The sequence below is a fragment of the Caproicibacterium argilliputei genome (assembly GCF_029211325.2).
GTDB lineage: Bacteria > Bacillota > Clostridia > Oscillospirales > Acutalibacteraceae > Caproicibacterium > Caproicibacterium argilliputei.
This window is the reverse complement of sequence record NZ_CP135996.1, coordinates 668,847-688,773: the sequence shown is the minus strand read 5'-3', so window position 1 is coordinate 688,773 and position 19,927 is coordinate 668,847. Positions and strand designations below refer to the sequence as shown.

At 45.5% G+C, this 19,927-nt stretch carries 16 protein-coding genes; all 16 read left to right on the top strand.

The annotated features are described in order from the left end of the window. Window positions 1-137: 137 nt before the first annotated feature. The 16 genes from PXC00_RS03205 to PXC00_RS03130 all read left to right on the top strand — a co-directional run bounded on the left by PXC00_RS03205 (window position 138) and on the right by PXC00_RS03130 (window position 19,924). Window positions 138-365, top strand: a complete 228-nt coding sequence (locus PXC00_RS03205; protein ID WP_275846120.1) for a helix-turn-helix domain-containing protein — start codon at window positions 138-140, stop codon at window positions 363-365. Window positions 366-462: 97 nt separating this feature from the next. Further along, window positions 463-1,653 carry a hypothetical protein gene (locus PXC00_RS03200; RefSeq protein ID WP_275846121.1) on the top strand — a complete coding sequence of 397 codons (1,191 nt, stop codon included), beginning with the start codon at window positions 463-465 and terminating at the stop codon, window positions 1,651-1,653. Window positions 1,654-1,962: 309 nt separating this feature from the next. Beyond that, window positions 1,963-8,283, top strand: coding sequence for a SpaA isopeptide-forming pilin-related protein (locus PXC00_RS03195; RefSeq protein ID WP_316935078.1), 6,321 nt, complete (start codon window positions 1,963-1,965; stop codon window positions 8,281-8,283). A gap of 117 nt (window positions 8,284-8,400) precedes the next feature. After that, the gene (locus tag PXC00_RS03190) at window positions 8,401-8,775 is read left to right on the top strand and encodes a single-stranded DNA-binding protein (protein ID WP_275846123.1); all 375 of its coding nucleotides are present in this window, start codon (window positions 8,401-8,403) and stop codon (window positions 8,773-8,775) included. Between the two features lie 5 nt (window positions 8,776-8,780). Further along, the gene (locus PXC00_RS03185; protein ID WP_212507968.1) at window positions 8,781-9,800 is read left to right on the top strand and encodes an ArdC family protein; all 1,020 of its coding nucleotides are present in this window, start codon (window positions 8,781-8,783) and stop codon (window positions 9,798-9,800) included. Further along, window positions 9,775-9,972 (top strand): hypothetical protein, encoded by a 198-nt coding sequence (locus tag PXC00_RS03180; protein ID WP_212507967.1) that lies wholly within the window; start codon window positions 9,775-9,777, stop codon window positions 9,970-9,972. The genes PXC00_RS03185 and PXC00_RS03180 overlap by 26 nt, the downstream gene beginning before the upstream one ends. 59 nt (window positions 9,973-10,031) lie before the next feature. Next, entirely contained in the window at window positions 10,032-10,208 is a 177-nt protein-coding gene (locus tag PXC00_RS03175) for a hypothetical protein (RefSeq protein WP_212507966.1), read from the top strand. Between the two features lie 176 nt (window positions 10,209-10,384). After that, window positions 10,385-10,702, top strand: coding sequence for a plasmid mobilization protein (locus PXC00_RS03170; RefSeq protein WP_275846124.1), 318 nt, complete (start codon window positions 10,385-10,387; stop codon window positions 10,700-10,702). Beyond that, entirely contained in the window at window positions 10,675-12,057 is a 1,383-nt protein-coding gene (locus PXC00_RS03165) for a relaxase/mobilization nuclease domain-containing protein (RefSeq protein ID WP_316935201.1), read from the top strand. The genes PXC00_RS03170 and PXC00_RS03165 overlap by 28 nt, the downstream gene beginning before the upstream one ends. Further along, window positions 12,032-12,541, top strand: coding sequence for a DUF3801 domain-containing protein (locus tag PXC00_RS03160; RefSeq protein ID WP_275846125.1), 510 nt, complete (start codon window positions 12,032-12,034; stop codon window positions 12,539-12,541). The genes PXC00_RS03165 and PXC00_RS03160 overlap by 26 nt, the downstream gene beginning before the upstream one ends. Continuing rightward, the gene (locus tag PXC00_RS03155) at window positions 12,538-14,226 is read left to right on the top strand and encodes a VirD4-like conjugal transfer protein, CD1115 family (protein WP_212507963.1); all 1,689 of its coding nucleotides are present in this window, start codon (window positions 12,538-12,540) and stop codon (window positions 14,224-14,226) included. Before PXC00_RS03160 ends, PXC00_RS03155 begins: the two co-directional genes overlap by 4 nt. After that, window positions 14,227-14,451: a hypothetical protein gene (locus PXC00_RS03150; protein WP_212507962.1), complete on the top strand. Its 225-nt coding sequence runs from the start codon at window positions 14,227-14,229 to the stop codon at window positions 14,449-14,451. An 11-nt stretch (window positions 14,452-14,462) separates the two neighbouring features. Then, window positions 14,463-15,320, top strand: coding sequence for a VirB6/TrbL-like conjugal transfer protein, CD1112 family (locus tag PXC00_RS03145; protein ID WP_275846126.1), 858 nt, complete (start codon window positions 14,463-14,465; stop codon window positions 15,318-15,320). Between the two features lie 12 nt (window positions 15,321-15,332). After that, window positions 15,333-15,704 (top strand): PrgI family protein, encoded by a 372-nt coding sequence (locus tag PXC00_RS03140; RefSeq protein ID WP_212507960.1) that lies wholly within the window; start codon window positions 15,333-15,335, stop codon window positions 15,702-15,704. Beyond that, on the top strand, window positions 15,685-18,093 hold the full coding sequence (locus PXC00_RS03135) for a VirB4-like conjugal transfer ATPase, CD1110 family (RefSeq protein ID WP_275846127.1): 2,409 nt from the start codon (window positions 15,685-15,687) through the stop codon (window positions 18,091-18,093). The genes PXC00_RS03140 and PXC00_RS03135 overlap by 20 nt, the downstream gene beginning before the upstream one ends. A 4-nt stretch (window positions 18,094-18,097) precedes the next feature. After that, a complete protein-coding gene (locus PXC00_RS03130) occupies window positions 18,098-19,924 on the top strand; it encodes a bifunctional lytic transglycosylase/C40 family peptidase (protein WP_275846128.1) in 1,827 nt (608 codons plus the stop codon). Window positions 19,925-19,927 lie beyond the last annotated feature (3 nt).

Genomic DNA, 19,927 nt, shown 5'->3' with positions numbered 1-19,927 from the left:
CCATCGGGGTAACGACGGGAGTATTTTTACTTTTTAGTGTAATTATTCTAGGTATCATTGTGGTAGTGGTTCTTGTTAGGACGGAGAATACCTCATCTACGAACACTCTACCACATACCGAAAGGAATGTAAATATTATGCTGAAAGACGTTATAAAGGAAGAACGGGAAGAACAAGACTTATCGCTGTCAGAACTTGCGCGGCGCTGTGGCCACGCTGTTTCCACCCTACACGCGATTGAAAATGGTGATAACACTAACCCCAGTTATCGGACGATTGCAGACATTTGCGCTGCCCTCGGTTTGTCGTTGGACGAGCTGGAACAGCGCATACAGAAAAATAAGTCCGACAAATTGTCGCAGTAAAACAGCGGTTGACATTCCCAAAATAAGGATATACAATAAATTTGACAAACCGAACATTATTAGCCACAATCTAACCATAGAAAAGGAGTCGAGAGTTATGAAAAAAGCAAGAAAAGCCATATCTGTACTGATGGCAGCAGTATTGACAGCAGGTGTGTCCGCCCCGGCAGCGTTCGCGGCTGCCCCGCACGTCCAGAGCGATACAACGATGGATTTCACCGTTGACAGAGGCAACACCTACGCTTTTAAGTTTACCGTGATTGGCAGCCACTCGAACCCGCAAATTGCAGCTGGCAACGGTGCGGTACTGCGCACGGAAAACACGGTTAAAAAGGTGGAAAACGGCAACGACACCTATTATTTTAAAGTCCGCGCTATTGGCAGTTGTGGGCAGGAGTCTGCTGTTTACACCACCCTGCCTGGGCAGAGCGCTGTGCGGCACTGTAAAATTAAAGTTGGCGTGCAGCACCATAAAGATGATTACAAAGATGGTGCGCCTATCTATTATTATGGCGGCGAAGTACAAGATAAATATGGTTGGTATAACGAGGATGGGCAGCTCGCTGCAAACCGCAAAAAGCAGTATCTCATTGATTACATGAGCTATATGGGCTACACACACAATGCCAGTTTGGACAGCGCCAACGTTTGGACAACTCCAACTGCTAAACAGTATAGTGGTAACGCTTTTGACTCCGCTGCAAACGTTGAAAAAGCTTTGGATGCTACTGCAAAAGACCTTGTGGAAGAACTTAAAAAACATAAAGCTACGGAATACGGTATCAATGCAGTTCCTGACAACACAAACTTAGACTACAACACGGAGCAGATTATTCCCACCTTTAAGTCAAACCTGACCTATGACACCAACCCTGACCCAGTGTTTACAAGCAAGTATTATCAGGGCTTCTATAATTTACACGCTACCACGGATGGCGGGAACATGGGCTGCAGCTCTTATGTTATTGGTAGGACAAAAGAAATCACCAGCAAAACACTTGACAATTTCATTTGTAGCTTGATTCCAGCAGCTTTAACCACAGAAGAAGTCGATAAAATTAAAGCTGCTGGCTATACGATTGGCACGGAACCCAAAAAAGATTCTATTGCCATTGAACCAGGCATTGGCTCATATCTCGGTCACTTTGAGTATGTGGAAAATGTGAATGGCGATGACGTAACGCTTTCCGGTGCAAACACAAATGACGATTACAAATATTATGGCCGCGTAATCCGCACCAAAAAGGAATTGGCGAACTGGAACACCGTGTATATCTACCTGAAATAAGCTTACAAGTTTAGTACATCTTCTTTTTAAGCTGCCGCCATTGGCTTTTGCCGTTGGCGGCAGTTCTTTATGCCCGCCTGCAGGTGCGTAAACCGAGGTGGGCTTTAATTCTGTGACAAAAATTCACAGCCTTTACGCAAGGCGTTCCCTTTTGGGAGCGCCTTTTCTTATGACGAAAATACATCAAGCGAAAGCAGGAAAAAAATGTGCATACATCCTTTCATCAGACCGCCGCCGGACGGCTTTCTTGCTGTCATGGCCATGACAACAGATAAGACGTCTATTAATAAAATTGGAGGAACAAGCGAAATGCGAAAAATATTCCGGCGCTGCCTGGCGGCTGCAATGTCTGTTATTGTTGCTGCCAGCAGTGCCTTGAGCGTAAACGCTGCTGGCGGGGTGCAGCAGGAGGGTTCCATTGGCAGCCTGCGCAAGTCTGGCAATTTGTCCATGACCTGTGAGGAAACCGGTTTAAAGTTTACTTCCGGCACCTACGCAGGCGAACCTATCTGGTTCATGCGGGCATCCGGTGACTACGTGTTTTGTATGAACAAGGGTGCAAGGATGCACACGGGCGCTTCATATAAAGTAGACAATAGTTACTGGAACACGGTGGATGCCAATACGAGAGAACTGATTGGCCGAGCCTTTGCCATCAGCTATGACCCCACCTATGGCGGTGGCCCAGATATTTATCCATGTTATTTTTATACCCGCCAGCTGCTTTTGTGGGAAATGATGGCGAAGCCAAGTAAATGGAATACCAGCGCGGGTAAACTTAAAGGCAACGCGACCAGTATGATTAATGAAATCACGGCTCCTGCCAGTCTGCTATCGCAAATTAAAACATGCTACAACAAGGTAAGTGCCCAACTGGCGTATTACTACAAGGAAACCGGCTTTACAAGTACGTCTTCCAACGGCGGCAATACCGCAAGTAAGAACGTCATGACAAAAAACAATTCCAATAAAACACTGGAATTAACGATGGTCGGTTACAAATCCGAAATTGATGATATGTTTGTTTCTGACCTACAGAATCAGGCAAACGCCAAAGGCTTGCCTTTGACATTTGTTAAAAAAGACGACACGCACATTTATGTTTCGATGCCGCAGACAGATAATCAATCCATTACGCAGAAAGTTAGCAATGCAGTTTTTGAAGTGAAGCGTCGCAGTGACTCCAGCATCAGCACATATGGAAAAGGCGCGCTTACTATGTACAAAGGTACTGCAAACGGCTACCAGGTTCTGCTGGGACAGGCACCCGCAACACCGAAAAAACTGTATTTTAAACTCAAAGCAGACCCAACAACTCCGACCCCCGGCCCCGTAACCGTAAAAAAGGTAGATGCCATCACCGGCAAAGCCCTGTCCGGCGCAACATTTGGCTTGTACGATGCAGACCACAATCTGATCACCGATACCAGCATTACCGACAGCAACACCGCTATTTCCGGTGATGATGGTATTGCGGGCTTCACCGTCAAAAAAGATGGCACCTACTATGTGCATGAGATCACACCGCCGTCCGAATACAACGCCGACAGCGGCTATTATGCGCTTGTGGTTAAGGACGGCAAAGCCTCATCCACACAAATCGTCGTTAGGAATACACAGAATGTACAAACTCCCATCGGCGGTCACAAGTACGGCGAGTTTGACGATGAGGCAGGTCTTGGCGGCTGCCAAATCCATGTCAACGTTACTTATCAGGTAATTGACACGGAAGCATTGGCTGCAATGACCGCGGGCGGGCAGACCGTTACCGACCCGCCGATGAAGGACGTAACGGATGATATGTACACCACCAGCCAGTCTGATGGTTCCTACTCCGTGACCGTGCCGGGCAAAGACCCGGTTATCAACTATGTGGACGAGGTACCGAATACCACTACCACTCAGGGCGGGTACACCTGGGCGGGAAGCCGCACCAGCAACTACGTTTACAGCAATGACGGCGGCTGCACAGTCAGCGGCACAGACCTCTATAACTATCAGCAAAAGTCCGTGATTACGGTACATAAACGCGACAAAGGCACCGGCAGTGTGCTGGTTGCGGGTGGAACATGGGAACCCGCCACCGGCAACAAGCCGCAGGGCGACTCCACGTTTGCAGGTGCAAAATATCAAATCATCCGCGTGGATGGTCATGACGACAGTGGCCGCCCTATCGGTGAGATCTTACAAACGCTCACCACGGACAATTCAGGCAGTGCCAGCAGTTCTCCTTTACGGCAAGGTGTGAGATATGCCATCATTGAAACCAATGCCCCGAAGGGCTACTTGCTCTATGATAACGATGATTACGCAAAGTATCACGGCAGCTGGTACCAAGAGTTTGTTTGCCTGTTCAACGGCAATCACGCCGACCTGACTTCCTCGCAGATCACGCTGCTGGATAACCCCAGTTCCATGACCGGCACAACCGTCACTGATGGCGTTGTTACAAATTGCGATAAAGTGAAATCTGGTTATTTGCACGGCTACAAGTTTCTCGAAAAAGACCCCAACGGCAATGTGGACGGCGACGATAACCAGGGCAAGACTCCTGCACCCGGTATTGTGTTTGACATTTATATGCTCTCCGCAACGCCGCAAATGAACCCAACCGGCGCGCTGCACAACGATACCTCGGTGCTTTATAATTTCGGTATCAGCAAAAAGGACGGCCACAAAATGACCTCCGCTGAAATTGCTGCAAATCCTTATAATGTAAAAGGTTTGATGGACACACAGACCACCGACAAAACCGGGGAATGGACAAGCCGCCTGCTGCCCTACGGTCAGTACATTGTAGTGGAACGCGACCCCATTACCGGTTATGATAAGGCCGCACCGGTGTTCCAGTGGGTGGATACACAGGTAAACTGGAATGCTACTATCAAGGACTGGACAGTCGTGCGGGGCGGCGACGGCCTTGGCAACGACAACGGCCTTGGCATTGAGCACAACCCGCCGCTGTCTGGCTCCGTTGGCGGCAAAACCCGCATGGATCTGTATACCGACAAAGTGCTGCGCGATGTTGTAAACAACGCCGCATATGACGCAGACAGCTACAATGATTTTCTTACGCTGAGTGATTACGACCTGTGCCGCACGCAGTACGCGGCGCTTGCAAATGCAGATTATTATTTCGGGCCGGATGGCAGCCAGTATGACAACACTGGCACGCTCAACACGGCAGCAGTGCTCTCTAAAACCGGTGCACGCAAGGCAACGGCAGCGGAAGCTGCCAGCTTCGCGGCAACCATCATTAGCAACAAAATTGTGATGATGGCCGGTGCGGACATCCCGGTCATTGCTAATAAAGATATGACCGATCAGGATTTGTGGAGCTATTGGAACGAAATTGACAACTCTGACCCGTTTTCCACACATCTGTCCGAGTACGAAGCCGCGCATCCCACCGCCGAAGTCAAGACGGTGGATAACCTGACCGCACCTTTGTATATTGAAAATCAGGTTACCGCGCGGCACGTCCGCATCCAGAAAACGGATTCCATTTCCGGCAAAATCGTTCCGTATAGCAATTTCTACTTTAAAGTTTGGGACTGCACAAGAAAGTGCTGGGTTACAGATAATCAAACCGTTTCCGCCGCACTTAACAAAGCGACCGTTTGGAAAACAGATGAAAAAGGCAACGTCACCGGCAACGACAAGGGCGGCGCTGCAAACCTCGCTGATCTGCTGGAATGGGGAAGCGCAGGTTATGATGTATACGAGGTGCACGTCGGTGAGGGCTATTACCTGACTGACAAGCCGGTGCATTTTACACTGGACGGCGCAGTTGACCCGCTCGATCAGACGCTAGTTGTCAACTTCGCGGATGCTCCGATTCTCGGCAACGCAACCCTCGTCAAGACCGGCGACGGCGCAACTGCCGTGACCGGCAGTGACGGAAGCAAGCAGTTTACCTACACCAATGTGCCACTGCCCGGCGCTGTCTATGGTGTGTATGCCGCTGAGGACATTACTGCCCGCGACATTGACAGTACCGTTCGCAGTAACCGAAATACCACACTCAACCGGACATACAGTGTAGACGATAAATACGGTATGCACCGTGAAATCAGTTTCACCTTTGCCGATACCCTTAAAAAAGACGCGCTTGTGGAAACGGCCATGACTGACAGCAAAGGCCAGATTACCACCAGCAATCTTTACGAGGGCAAGTATTACTTTAAAGAACTGTACAGCCCGGTTGGCTACACGCTTTCAGATGATAGGGTTGCGTTTGAAATCAAGGACACGCACAACGCTGCCTTTGATTTGAACGACACCAAACTCAATCCGCAGGAACCGCACTACATCGGTTCCAATACGCAGAACAACAGCAGTGACAAAACGATTACTAAAGAAAATCTCGACTACACAGCCGAGGAAAAGCGGCTGGCCGATATCAAGACAGGCATTGCAACATCTGACCCACTTGCTCCGCTAGAGCATGTTGACTGCGCAGCCAACGACACCCGGCAGCAGGCGCACATTAACCTGCTCAAACGGTTTGTGGAGCTGCCTATTGCAAAAAATCTTGACTATACCGGCGCGACTGTTGCAATTAAGGCCGCGCAGAACATTCCTGCTGTCAAGGACAAAGACGGCAAAGAAGTTCTGCCCGCTGCGAAGCTTGGTGACACCATTCAAACCATTGTTCTTAAAAAAGGGGATAACGCGCAGAAGGTTGCAACCAAGCTGCTGGCAGTCGGCGGCAAGTATACCGCGACTATGACCGTTACACCGGAGCCGGATAAAATCGACCTACGTATGACGACTCCGTATACCTTTATAGTGGAACTGCCGAAACAGGACGATAAGGACAAAACCGGCACCGGTTCCGCTTCCAAAGAAACGGAAAAGCCGGTTGTACTATCGCAGACACTTGATCTCACGACCAATTTCCTTTACAAATGGAATACGGCAAATGAGCAGAAACACCTGAAAACCACGCCGGATAAGGCACTGAAAGATTGCGTGTTCGGTCTGTATGCAGCGGAAGATCTCACTTCTGCAAAGGACGGCAGCGTGATTGCAAAAAAAGACACGCTGCTTTCCAAATTCAGCTTCGACGAAAACGGCAAGGCAACAAACATCACATACGATAAAAACGGGAAACCCACAGGATTGTCCATTGATATTCCGGTCGGTGATTTTTATGTCAAGGAGTTGAAAACAGCAGACGGTTATACGCTCAACAGTGAAAAGTACGATTTGCTGTTCTACCCGTGCGGCGTTGGAACGGATGTGAATGGTGCACCCGACCAAAAACACAGTCAGACAATTGAAGTCACAACAACCAAAACGCCGCTGCTCAACCGGCCATATGATGTACCAGAACCGACGCCGCCGTACTATCCACCGACTGGCCCGTCTACTGGTGATTTTACGCTTACCAAGATTGATAAGCTGACCGGCAGCTTCCTGCCGGGCGCTGAAATTTCTCTCAAAGACAGCACTGGCACGATGCATACCGCCAAAACTGACGCAACCGGCAAGCTGAAATTTACCAGTTTGCCGACCGGCGCTGCAAGTTGGTGGGAGTCCAAAGCACCGGACGGCTACACGCTGGACAGCACGATACATACCATCTTTATTGCGGCGTGGCAGACAATTGCTGCAGAACTGGCTGATAAGCCGAGTACCGGCTCGTTTGATTTTACCAAAACCGATATTGCAGATGACAAGCCGCTGCCGGACTGCGTGATTGAAATCAAAAATGCAAAAACCGGAAAAGTCGTTTTCACCGGCAAGACGGACAACACCGGCAAACTGGTGATTAAGGACATCCCGGTAGGTGATTACACATATCAGGAGGTTTCCGCACCGCCGAAGTACAAGCTGGATACAAAAGCTTATCCGTTCAGCATCAAAACGGATGGACAGGTTGTGAAAGCCGCGATGAAAGACCAGATTCTGACCGGCACCTTTACTTTTACAAAGACCGATTTTGTAACGGCAAAGGCGCTGCCGAACACTGAAATTTCCATTAAGGACGCTTCTACCGGCAAAGTCGTTTTCTCCGGCAAGACCGATAAGGATGGCAAGCTGGTTATCACGCTGCCGGTCGGTAAGTATACCTATCAAGAGGTCAAGGCCCCGGCAAACTACACCATTGACAAAAAAGCTTATCCGTTTGAAATCAAAGCGGATGGCGAAATCGTCAAGGCCGTTATGAAAGACCAACTGCAAACCGGCACGCTGGAAATCGTAAAGACGATGGACGGTGTTACTGACGGTCAGCTTGACGGCATTCAGTTCCGTGTGACCGGAACCGCTGCCAATGGTCAAAAGTACGACAAAACCTTTGCCACTGACAGTCACGGCATGATTGAAATCAAGGGTCTGCCGGTCGGTACATACACCATTCACGAACTGGCTGGTGCGAAAAATAAGGGCTATGTGCTGGCAGCTGATAAGACCGTATCTGTAAAAGCCAATCTGGTTGCAAGCGTCAAAATCAATAACCAAAAAGTCAAGACTGCTGTTACGCAACAGAAACCATCTGTACCTGCTGCACCAAAGACAGGACAGGACTCCACTCTCCCCTACCTTGTGAGCTTCGTACTTCTCGGCGCAGCCGATGCCATGATACTGATTACACGCAAGCGTTCTAAATCAAATACGAAATAATTTCCGCAGTGCATTTATGTACCTGCGGATTTTTTATTGATGGGGGTGGTTCCAATGGACTGATTCAGTCCGACGTGAATATTGGTGCGACAATTTGTCGCAGAAAGGGGATAAAAGATGTTAAGCATTTGTACACTAAATGGCCGCATGGTAGACGAACCACGGCTCAACGAAAAGGGAAAAACCACTTCTGTTCAGTTTGCACTGGCCGTTGACAGGCCGTGGATTGGCGGCAAAAAATCCGGCTGTGATTTTTTCAAATGCGTTGCCTTCGGACGCACTGCACAGTTCATCTGCAGCAATTTTGTTAAAGGCCAGCTCGTAGCAATCAGCGGACGGCTGCAAAACAGCAGTTACGAAACCGCTGCAGGAGAGAAACGCTACAAGACAGAAATACTTGTCAACAACGCTGACTTTGCCGGTGGAAAGCCTGCCACACAATACGCAGACACTGATGATTCTGGTTTGCCGCCATACGACGAAAGGATGTGATTTTCGTGGAAGCAGATGAAAGAAAAGCACAAAAAGATGAACTGATGAAAAAGCTGGAAAGTGGAATTCAGGTAACTTTCACGAGTGAGCATTTTCAAAAATATTTGAGAATGGCCTCTTTGTTCCACGGCTATTCTTTCAGAAATACGCTGCTCATACTGATGCAAAAACCTGACGCTTCGCAGGTGGCCGGATTTGGCGTCTGGAAAAAACTAAACCGCCATGTGCTGCGCGGCGAGAAAGGAATTGAAATTTTCGCGCCGGTCACGGTGAAAGCAAAAGTAGAAACAACTCAGCATAATGAAGATGGCACAATCAAGGTTGATGGTCAGGGCAACCCTGTGACTACAATCGAAACCAAGCCGCTGCTCCGCTTCAAAGTAACGCACGTCTTTGATGTTTCACAAACGAATGGAGAACCGCTTCCAGAAATCTGCCCGCTGCTGCAGGGCAGCGTTGACAACTATGCTGATGTATTTCAGGCATTGAAAGAGGTCTCCCCTTTCCCGGTTGTCTTTGAGCATCTGCATGACGGTTCGCATGGTTACTGTGATTTTTCCAACGAAAAAATTGCATTGGACTATGGAATGTCAGATGCACAAACCATCAAAACGCTGATTCATGAAATTGGTCATGCAACACTGCAGCACGCTGTCAGCGGCAAGCCCCGAAAGCAGGCCGAAGTAGAAGCGGAAGCGACTGCCTTCATCGTTGCTGACCACCTGGGCCTGGACACTTCCGAGTACAGCTTCGATTATATTGCAGCATGGGCGACTGGTATGGACTTTGAAAAGCTCTCCGAAGTTCTTGCCAACATTCAAGCAAATGCACACCAGCTGATCAGCGAGGTAGACAGTACCGTTGAAGAGATTCAGAAAAGTCGTGAGCAGGAAAAAAGCGCACAGCCGCTTTCCCTCGACCAGCAACTACACACCGCACAGCAGAAAGCACAGGCAGTCAACGCAGAACGATTTCCAAAAATTCAGGAGGTAAAAGAAAATGAAAAAAATGTTCTGCAAGGATGAGAAAAGAATTGATTCCTCTAAATTTTCAAGCCCTCAAGAATATTGGGTTAGTGTGTACGGTAAGGATTTTTTCAAGCACTTAAGTCCACAGGGCTTTTTCTTCGGTGTATCCGGTAAGGGCATTGAAATTCACAAAAACTCAAGGATGTCTTCAAAATTCACAGTTGAGTGATTCAAATTATCACAACCTATCGTCAAACATTGTAACATGAATTCAGGAGGTAATGCAAAATGAAAAAAGTGTTTTACACGGATGAGGAACAGGCCATTTTGGCAGAGCTTTCCTCCTATCCGGCAGCACAGCAAATGCAAATTCTCGAAGATTCCGTTGTGGCGGCCGAGAACGAAAGTGACCGCAGCGCCCTGAAAGTCCTTCTCCTTAAAGTGAAAGCGCCGCAGGCGAAGTGAATCGCATTCCATGACTGGCAAGCACTGCATTTGGATATCCAAATGCCACTTTTCGCAAGAACCGGTTTCCACCGGTTTTGTGAAATTTCTTTAGGGGCGCTGCCCCTAATACCCTTTGCTACCGCAAAAAAATCAATTACAAGCAAACTTCAAATTATAAAATGGAGGTAACCATAATGGAAAGGAGAACTCGCAATCGAGAAATTATAGTCCGCTTCTCAGACGGAGAACTTCAACTTTTGAAGTTGAAGATGGACATGGTCGGCATCAAAAATCGTGAAGCGTACATTCGCAAAATGGCGCTTGATGGGTTCATCATCAAAAAAGATTACGCGCTGCTTAAACAGATTTTGCATGAGCTGCACAAACTCGGCACCAACGTTAACCAGCTGGCACGCGCTGCCAATACTTTTGGTGATGTACGTGCCAAGGATATTGCAGAAGTGCGGAAAGGAGTGGATGAAATATTGCTACAACTTTCATCGAAGGAATAGGCATCCGCCCAGGGCGCACTGCTCAAATAACAATTCGGGATTCTATCAATTACATTACGAATCCTGAAAAAACAGAAGGAGGGAAATATGTTACGTATCAAAATTGTGAAAGTCAGACCGCCGTAGCAGAAATGGCACTGCTGCAAAAACAGTATGAGGATGTAAAAGGTCGGGCGACTGTGGACAACCGTTCAAAGTATATTCTCATGACAATGCGGCAGTCATTTAAACCTCATGAAGTAGATGCACAAACCGCACATACGCTGGCCTGTCAGCTTGCTGAAGAGTTTCTGGAACAGTACGGAAACAAAAATAATAATGGAAGTCCGGTCAAGTATCAATACGTTGTAGCGACCCATGTGAATTCACACTGTATCCACAATCACATCACTTTTAATATTATCGGTGATGATCTCACCCGCTTCCGTCAAAACAAGTTTACACCGAAGCGGCTGGCAGAAGTCAGTGACAAGCTTTGCGAAGAATATGGACTTTCGATTGTTACGCCAAATCGAAACCGTGACCGGCGGCATAAGTACACTTGGATAAACCCCACATCCTATCGCACTTACATTAAAAACGATATTGACCGCTGCATTGAAAAAGCAAAAGACTATAACGAATTCCTCGCTCTCATGGGCGAGGATTATTTTTGCAAAGCTTCTGGAAAGTATCTGGCTTTTCGACATCGGACAAATGGTCAGAAACGCAACATTCGTACCTACACACTTGGGGACGCTTACAGAGAATCCGCAATACGCCAGCGCATTGCGACCGGCGTTTACATTTCTGTGCCGGAAGAAGAACAGTCCCTCTCCTACTCACAGAAGCTGCACCAAATTGAATCCATGTTTCGCACGAAAGGAGTGCTGCGGGAAAACAATATTCAAAATTACGAAGACTTCACTGCTATCATTACAAGAATCGCCGGACAGTCTGCTGAGCTGCAAACCACCATGCGTGAACTTGAAAACCGCATTGACGATTTGCAGGCAGTGACTGACAGCTTTGACGCCATTCAAAAGTACCAACCTATTATGGATGGTTTAGATGCTGTTCTGCTGAAAGATCGATACCGTCTGCAAAATCATGAGGGTATCAATGCTTATCAATCTGCTGCCGCTGTATTAAGTGAAAGGGGGCTTAGTCCAAAGGATACTGCGGCAAAAGAACAGTATCAAAATCTGTACAGCAGTGCTTCTGCAAAATTAGAAAAGCTATGGCGGCAATATGACGGCCTGCAGGCTGACCTAGAAAAAATCAGTGAAGCAAAACGAACAATGGAGCGTGTGTACGCAGAAGCTCCAACCAAAAAAGGAGATGCTTATCATGATTGGGGAAAAAGAAGTCGATAAAATAGAATCTTATTCAGTCCATGCAACCGAACACCTTACTGCAGCCACACTACGCGGCATCATTCATGCTATTCAAAAGCATTATCATAAAAATAAAGCAGAAAAAGAATATGCACCTGGGGAAAAGTCAATGAATGAATTGACTAAATCTTCTTCAAAAGAACAGTCAGGCATCGAGTGCACAGCCGTTACAAAACAAGAATTGCACGGTTTTGATCAATATGCTAAAAAATATGGTCTGCGCTTCTCTCTGGTGCGGGAAAAGAATGATCCGTCTCACTATATTTTTTCGTATATGCAAAAAGATATGAGTAAACTAGGCCATGCTATGGAAGATTTTCTGAAGGACGGTCAGGAACATGGTGACCTCGCGCAGAAAATACAAGAAGCACAAAAGGAAGCGTTCAAGGTTAATCAGTCACGTGCTCAAGAAAATGTTAAATCCAAAAGCCATAAACGTGAAAAGAGTGAGCCTACTTTATGAAAAAGCCAAAACGTATTATGGCCCTCATAATTCCAAGTTGTATCACATTGGTATGCAGCTATCTCTTTTTTCAATATCTGCGCAATTTTGATCCGTCAATATTATCTTATTCCGATAAGACTGCCATACTGCTTACTATTGGTACGACTGCATTTCTTACTCTGTCATTTTATGCGAAGTATCGAAAATACGCCGGAATTGAACACGGTTCTTCACATTGGAGTAAACGGTCAGATTTGAAACCATTCCGAGACAAAAAGTTTCAAAATACAATTATTTTGTCTCAGACCGAACAAATTTCTATAGATCAAAAAAAGACCAGACTCGCGGATCATGTGCTTGTTTTAGGTGACACTGGTGCAGGCAAGTCCCGCTTCTATGCTAAGCCTAATATTATGCAAATGAACGGAAGCTATGTGATTACCGACCCAAGCGGAGAACACTTATACAGTGAAGGCGCAATGCTGGCCGCCGCTGGATATAAGATCAAAGTTTTTGATGTCATCAGTCCCAGCAACAGTCTGCATTTCAATCCATTTCATTATTATAAAACACCTGTTGATGTTCAGAAGTTCATCGAAATGCTGATTCTCAACACCTCCGGCGATAAATCGAACCCACAATCAATGGAAGACTTTTGGGTGAAATCAGAACGGCTTTGGCTGTCAGCCCATATTAACTACATACTTGAAACGTGCCCGCCGGAGGAACAAAATATTGAATCAGTTATGAAGTTGCTTCACGCTTCTGAGGTTAAGGATGAAGACGAAGACTTTGTTTCTGCAGTTGACATCCTTTTCCATAAACTCGAAGAACAGAATCCGCAAAGCTTTGCTTGCAAGCAATACAAGGGCTTTAAACTGGCAGCTGGAAAAACAGCAAAATCCATTCTCATCAGTGTCGATATTCGCTTACAGCATTTCGATATACAGGAGTATTCAGATTTATTTTCTGAAGATGAACTTGGATTGGAGAAAATCGGTCAGGAAAAGACCGCCTTGTTCTTGGTTATGGATGAAACTGACCGTACATTCAATTACATGATTGCAATTTTATTCAGTGTGCTTTTCAACACGCAGGCCAAAGTAGCTAAAACATTACCTGGCCGCGAACTTCCTTTACATCTACACTGCATTATCGATGAAATTGCAAATATCGGCAAGTTCCCGAATTTGGAAAACTTACTGGCCACCATGAGAAAGTATAATGTTGGTCTGGAACTTCTGTATCAAGATCTTGGACAAATCAAGCATATCTACAAAGAAGACTACGACACAATTTTGTCGAACTGTCCAATTAAGTTATTTCTCGGTGGAACCGGTGAAACGACAACAAAATATGTTTCAGAACAAATGCTTGGCGATACTACGATTACTACAAAAAGTACCGGCGACAGTGGTGCAGGGATGTCTGGAAAAGGCAATCACAGTATTAACGAGCAAAGTGCTGGCCGTAAATTGCTGGATGCAACTGAAATATCAAAATTGTCTATGGATGAATGCATTGTAAGTATCAAGGGGCTTTCTCCTTTCCATTCCCGAAAATATGATATTAAGTCACATCCAAACTACTCCCAATTGGCTGACGGGCAAAAACAAGGTTATCTATTTTACCGCTCTCCGCCAAGTAAAGAAGTAACCATACAAACAAAATATATAACTGAAATTAAATTGGAGGAAAATTAAATGGATTCTGTAGTTATTATGAAAATTTTGCAAATCTTCTTGACCGTATTCGGTGCAATTATTGCAATTTGGGGCATTTATGACATGTACGGTGATGGTCAGCAGAACAGCACCGGCATCAAAAAAATTCTTGGTGGTGCATCTGGTGCTGCGATTGCTTTCTTTTTAATGCAGTGGGCAATTCAGCAAGTTCAGACTGCACAGTCTATGGCCGGTATTAAATAAGGAGGACTCTGATGTTTGAAAATGCTATTCGCGACAACTTGACAGATTTCTATTCTGTCATCAATGGTCAACTTTCAACTTCCGGAGACAACATCGCACAAACCCCTGCATCTTATTTTGGTGCAGATCGCTGGCATACGTTATTACAAGCGTGTACTGTCGCTATTGTTCCTTTGGCTTTTACAATTCTTGCATTTTGCCTGGCGATTGACTTACTTCAGGTATACGAAAAAAACGGAAGCAATCTTGATGCTGAACTGATTACAATTACCAGCATTAAGTATATCCTCCCGTTTTTAATTATCTCCAATACTTATTCGTTGTTGGAAGCCTTCACAACAATAATTAACAGCTACCTCAAACAATTGATTGCAGCGTTACATTATACGCCCGCACAAACAAATTCCATTGTCGATTCCATAATGGCTTCTGTTAATCAAGCTGATTTTGGCCGTCAATTTGGATTGTGGGTACAAACAGGTACAATCTCCTTGATTTCACACATCATTGGAATCTTTATTTTTGTAATCGTCATTGGGCGACTGTTTGAAATGGCGTTGTTATGGGTGATTTCACCTGTTCCAATGGCCTTCTTGGTAAATACACAGGAACGGCAGCTGGCCTTCAACTTTTTCAAACAGTTTTTCGCTCTCCTTCTGCAAGGCTTTCTCATGATCATATGCCTATACCTGTATAGCATTGTGGCAACCAGAGCCGTAGCAAATTATGCAAGTGCGGGCAATGCGAGTCTCGCAGATTTCGGCACACAAATGGGTAGTTTCTGGGGATTGATAGGCTTATCTGTAGTACTGGTCGCTGCACTAAAATCTACTGACAAACTTTCCAAACGAATTCTGAACACATTTTAAGGAGGGTTTCAATTGATTGTACAAATTCCGGATGACATAAGTGCATATGAGCCAAAGCTCTTCGGCAACTTCACTGTGAGGCAAGTTGTATGTGCTGTAATTTCATTTATCGTTGTTGCGGCTGTCTTTATCCCATTGTTTTTGCTAACCGGTGACGTAACTTCTGCCGGATTTGCAGCATGTATGATTGGTGTTCCAATCATTTTTTTCAGTGTAATTAAAAAGGATGGACTGCATTTTGAACACATCCTGCTACTAAAATTGCAAGATGCCAAATATGCTAAACACCGTCCGTTCCGTATGAGAAACTACTATGAGGATTTTGCTATTCTCAACAACGAAATAAAGGAGATTGAAGAAACTTATGACCTTGACAGCAAATAAAGTCCATAAAAAGAAGCCCTCTCCTCCCCCAGAGCATATCATTAACAAGCGAATCAGCAATGTGCATTTTCCGTGGAAAAAGCGTTCTACGGCACAGAGCAGCATTCCGTATGATGTTTTGTATGAAGATGGAATCGCATATTTGGGAAACCACCAATACAGCATCACATACAATTTTGATGATATTAACTACACGAATACCGATGATCAGACACGGACTGCTGCCTTTGAGGATTACTGCTACCTCATAAATTCCTTTGATGATACAATTGGTATTCAAATGCATATTGTCAATATGCAGCTTGCCCGGACTGCCGTAAATGTTCTTGTATCGTGTCCACAAACTTCCAGCGAGCACTTGGAAACTGTTGTCAACGACTTGAACAATACAGCTAACCAGCGTCTTACTGGCTCTGATTCTTATATCAAAAAGAAATATATTACGTTGACAATTCTCGAAAATAGTTATGAGGCAGCCCAACAGCGGTTTAATAGAATTGATTCTGACATTTTATCACAGCTTCGCTCGATGGGATGTGCCACACACAAGCTTAACAAATATGGACGGTTGGTTCTGTTACGCGAATACTATCGTCCAGATGATCTCTCACCTATAAGTAGAGAAGAAACACTACGGAACGGCATATATGACAAAGATCTAATCGCACCCTTTGGCATTGATAAAGTTCCGGGAGACCGCTACATTAAACTCGGTGATGATTACGTTCAGTGCCTCTTCTTCTCAGCATTTCCGCATGACCTATCTGACGAATTGATTCACGATCTGACCGATAAAGTCGACCGCGATATGTTTATTACAATCAACATACAACCAACCGACCCGGATATTGCTATTAAAGATGTTGAAAAGAAATTAAAACGGCTCGATACCGAAAAATACAATATCATTGCACGCCAGTGCAAAGCGGGTATTCCAATACCTGAAATTCCTCGTGAGTTGGAAGGGGAAATTAAAAACACAACGCGCTTTTTGGAAGATCTTCGCACACGCAATGAAAAAATGTTTATGGCAAATGTTTTAATCATGGTTCGCGGTAAAACCAAAGATGAAGTTGACCTCATTGCCGAAGAAGTTATGTCTCCTGCCAAAAAACATGGCTGTACAATTCACCCATTTACATTTGACCATGAAAATGCCCTAAATTCTGTAGTTCCACTCGGCCGGAATGATACTTTTGTAAAACGAAGTTTTAAAACAACTTCCATCGCTGTATTTACTCCATTTAACGTAACAGAAATTGTACAACCTACTGGCTTTTGTTATGGCAAGAATGCTTTGTCTCACAACATTTTGATGCTGGACAGAAAAACACTAATGAATCCGCACGGGTTTTACTTTGGAGCCTCCGGTTCCGGCAAAAGCATGGGTGCAAAGCTTGAAATCATTGAGTGTTTTCTCCGCACACACGATGATATGATTATCATTGATCCAGACGGTGAATTTACAAAGGTTGTTGAACTGCTAGGTGGTCAGGTAATCAAAGTTTCAAATGGTTCGCAAACCAATTTTAATCCTTTCGACATTAATGAGTATTACGGTGGTGAAGAAGAACCCGATCCAATTCCATTCAAATCAGATTTTATTATCTCATTGCTGGAAATCACTTTAAACTACCGTTATGGTATTGATGCCATAACCCGTTCCGTAATTGACCATTGCGTAAGAGAAATATACGCGAAATATATAAAACACCCATACAAAGCAAATATTCCAACTTTTCAGGACTTCTATGAAGTGCTTGGAAATCAGGACAAACCGGAAGCAAAAGCTCTCAAAGGTGCTTTGGAAATCTATGTAGAAGGCTCGCTTAATATTTTTGCCAAAAAAACAAACATAGATATCAACAACCGGTTAGTTTGCTTCAACACTCGTGATTTGGGTAAACAGCTCAAATTAATGGGTATGTCAATTATCCAGGACTGGTGTTGGAACCATATTTCTGAAAATCAGGCCAAATTAAAAACTACATGGTTGTGGAATGATGAAATTCATCACTCATTGCGCAATGCCAATACAGGTTCGTGGCTGATTGACAGCTGGAAGCGTGGCCGTAAGTATGGCTTAATTGCAACTGGTATGACCCAGGAAGTACGGGATGTCCTGAAAAATGAAGATTCAAAATCCCTTCTTTCCAATTCTGAATTCATTATGCTTTACAGGCAGAAACCTGATATGATTGAAGATTTGGCTCAGGTCATGGATCTCTCCGGACGCCAGGTGAAAAAGCTGCAGCACAGTGACAGCGGTTGTGGGCTGTTTAAAGCCGGAAACAGTATTGTTGAATTTGATAATCGTTACCCGGATGACACGGAATTGTTTAAGGTCGTTATGTCTGATGTAAACAAACGCCGTCGTGAAGGAACGTGATTTTATGCTTGACAAAGAGGTTGTTCAGTTCACGAAAAATGGAATGATTCAACATGACCTGGCAACTGGAGAGAAAAAGCAGCTTACTCTGAGTGACTATGGAAAACAGCTGCGCTATGAAAACCACGAAAGCACATATAAGCATCAATCAACCGCTTTCACTCCTTCTTCACATCAAAAACGATTTTATCTTCGTGCCTCTACTCGGGGTGAGAAGCATTATGGTGACAGCAAGGATACCATAATGAACGAAGATCAGACAATCCCATTTAGAAAGGCTGCCATACGTCCCTATTTATACAAACGTGCGAAAAATGCTCAAGAAAAAGCAGTACAATCACGTTCATCCGAAAACATACCATCATTTACGGATACACTGCCTCCTGAGCATATAAACAGTACACAACAGTACACGATTGAACAGGAACAGACCGGTGGCTATGATGTTGACCAACATTTACAGGTAAAGGATACGTCAATATACTTTGCCGATGCAGCGTCTACACAAAAAATCCGTTCTGCGAAAGCAAGTGTTGCCGCACACATACTGAATAAAGCTACGCGATCTGCCGAAGCAGCTGCAAAAGCTGCCTCTGCCAATTATGATGAAAGCAGTAATCCTGCACTGCATGCAGGTGCTGCCGGATTGTCCGCTGCACAACAGGCAGCATCCGTCATCACGCCTGTAAAACTTTCAAAAAGTCAAAAAGAAAGACTTGGTGCAGCGGCTCTGGTGCGAAGGAAAAAAGCATCCAATAGTAGTGTGGCACTTTCAGAAGAAACCGAGCAGCAGGCTGCTTCCAGTGGAAAGACAGCATTGAAAGCGTTTGGCCGTGAAATAATTGCATCTTCATCAAAAAAAAGCGTACTTTCTATAATTTGTGTGATTATGCTGCCGCTTTTAGTATTGCTGATGATTTCATCTGCATTTGGCGCCTTATCAGGCAGCAATGCTTCTTCCGTTCCTCTCCCCGCCGCCGTACAAAATTACCGCCCTATCGTTTCTGTCTATGCAGCTCAGTTTGGCATGACAGATTACGTTGACCTGATTCTCGCCGTGATGGCGCAGGAAAGTGGTGGTGAAGGGCTTGACCCGATGCAGGCTGCTGAAAATACAGCCTACAATAAAAAGTACCCGGCTGTACAAAACGGCATTCAAGACCCGCAGTATTCCATCTGGTGCGGTGTACAGGAATTAAAAGAAGCACTGCGTTTGGCTAGCTGTACTTCTCCTTACGATATGGAACATATCAAGTTGGCACTGCAGGCATACAATTACGGCACCGGCTTTATTATAGGTGCCACATCTCCCTCCTGGCCAGGCACACACGTCTGGACACAAGCACTGGCTGATGACTTTCATAACAGAGGTGGGGGCGGCGATCCGCAGTACATTGAACACGTCCTGCGCTACTATTCCGGTATTGGAGGAGGTCTCGGCTATGCCGATGTATCATTCCAGAATGTGAAAAAGGTTGGTGAAAGCCTGCTCGGCACGCCTTATGTGCTTGGCGGCAATTCGCCGGGTGTAGCAATGGACTGCTCCAGCTTTGTGTGTTACGTTTACACAAAGGCCGGGAAAAATATGCCGCGTACAACTGCACAAGGCATCTATGACCAATACTGCACACCTGTTTCCCCCAGCGAAGCCAAAGCTGGTGACCTGATTTTCTTCAAAAACACTTACGACTGTGGCGAAACCATTACCCACGTTGGAATTTACTGCGGCAATGGTGTAATGCTGGAAGAAGGCGGCTCTCATGTACAATATGCAAACTGCAGCTCCAGCTACTGGCAGTCCCATTTCTATGCTTATGGACGTGTAAAATAACAG

Coding starts and splice junctions, on each gene's coding strand:
- PXC00_RS03150 (WP_212507962.1), top strand. CDS start 14,227: ATGGATTCTGTAGTTATTATGAAAATTTTGCAAATCTTCTTGACCGTA.
- PXC00_RS03205 (WP_275846120.1), top strand. CDS start 138: ATGCTGAAAGACGTTATAAAGGAAGAACGGGAAGAACAAGACTTATCG.
- PXC00_RS03190 (WP_275846123.1), top strand. CDS start 8,401: ATGTTAAGCATTTGTACACTAAATGGCCGCATGGTAGACGAACCACGG.
- PXC00_RS03175 (WP_212507966.1), top strand. CDS start 10,032: ATGAAAAAAGTGTTTTACACGGATGAGGAACAGGCCATTTTGGCAGAG.
- PXC00_RS03180 (WP_212507967.1), top strand. CDS start 9,775: ATGAAAAAAATGTTCTGCAAGGATGAGAAAAGAATTGATTCCTCTAAA.
- PXC00_RS03160 (WP_275846125.1), top strand. CDS start 12,032: ATGATTGGGGAAAAAGAAGTCGATAAAATAGAATCTTATTCAGTCCAT.
- PXC00_RS03130 (WP_275846128.1), top strand. CDS start 18,098: ATGCTTGACAAAGAGGTTGTTCAGTTCACGAAAAATGGAATGATTCAA.
- PXC00_RS03195 (WP_316935078.1), top strand. CDS start 1,963: ATGCGAAAAATATTCCGGCGCTGCCTGGCGGCTGCAATGTCTGTTATT.
- PXC00_RS03200 (WP_275846121.1), top strand. CDS start 463: ATGAAAAAAGCAAGAAAAGCCATATCTGTACTGATGGCAGCAGTATTG.
- PXC00_RS03155 (WP_212507963.1), top strand. CDS start 12,538: ATGAAAAAGCCAAAACGTATTATGGCCCTCATAATTCCAAGTTGTATC.
- PXC00_RS03135 (WP_275846127.1), top strand. CDS start 15,685: ATGACCTTGACAGCAAATAAAGTCCATAAAAAGAAGCCCTCTCCTCCC.
- PXC00_RS03170 (WP_275846124.1), top strand. CDS start 10,385: ATGGAAAGGAGAACTCGCAATCGAGAAATTATAGTCCGCTTCTCAGAC.
- PXC00_RS03145 (WP_275846126.1), top strand. CDS start 14,463: ATGTTTGAAAATGCTATTCGCGACAACTTGACAGATTTCTATTCTGTC.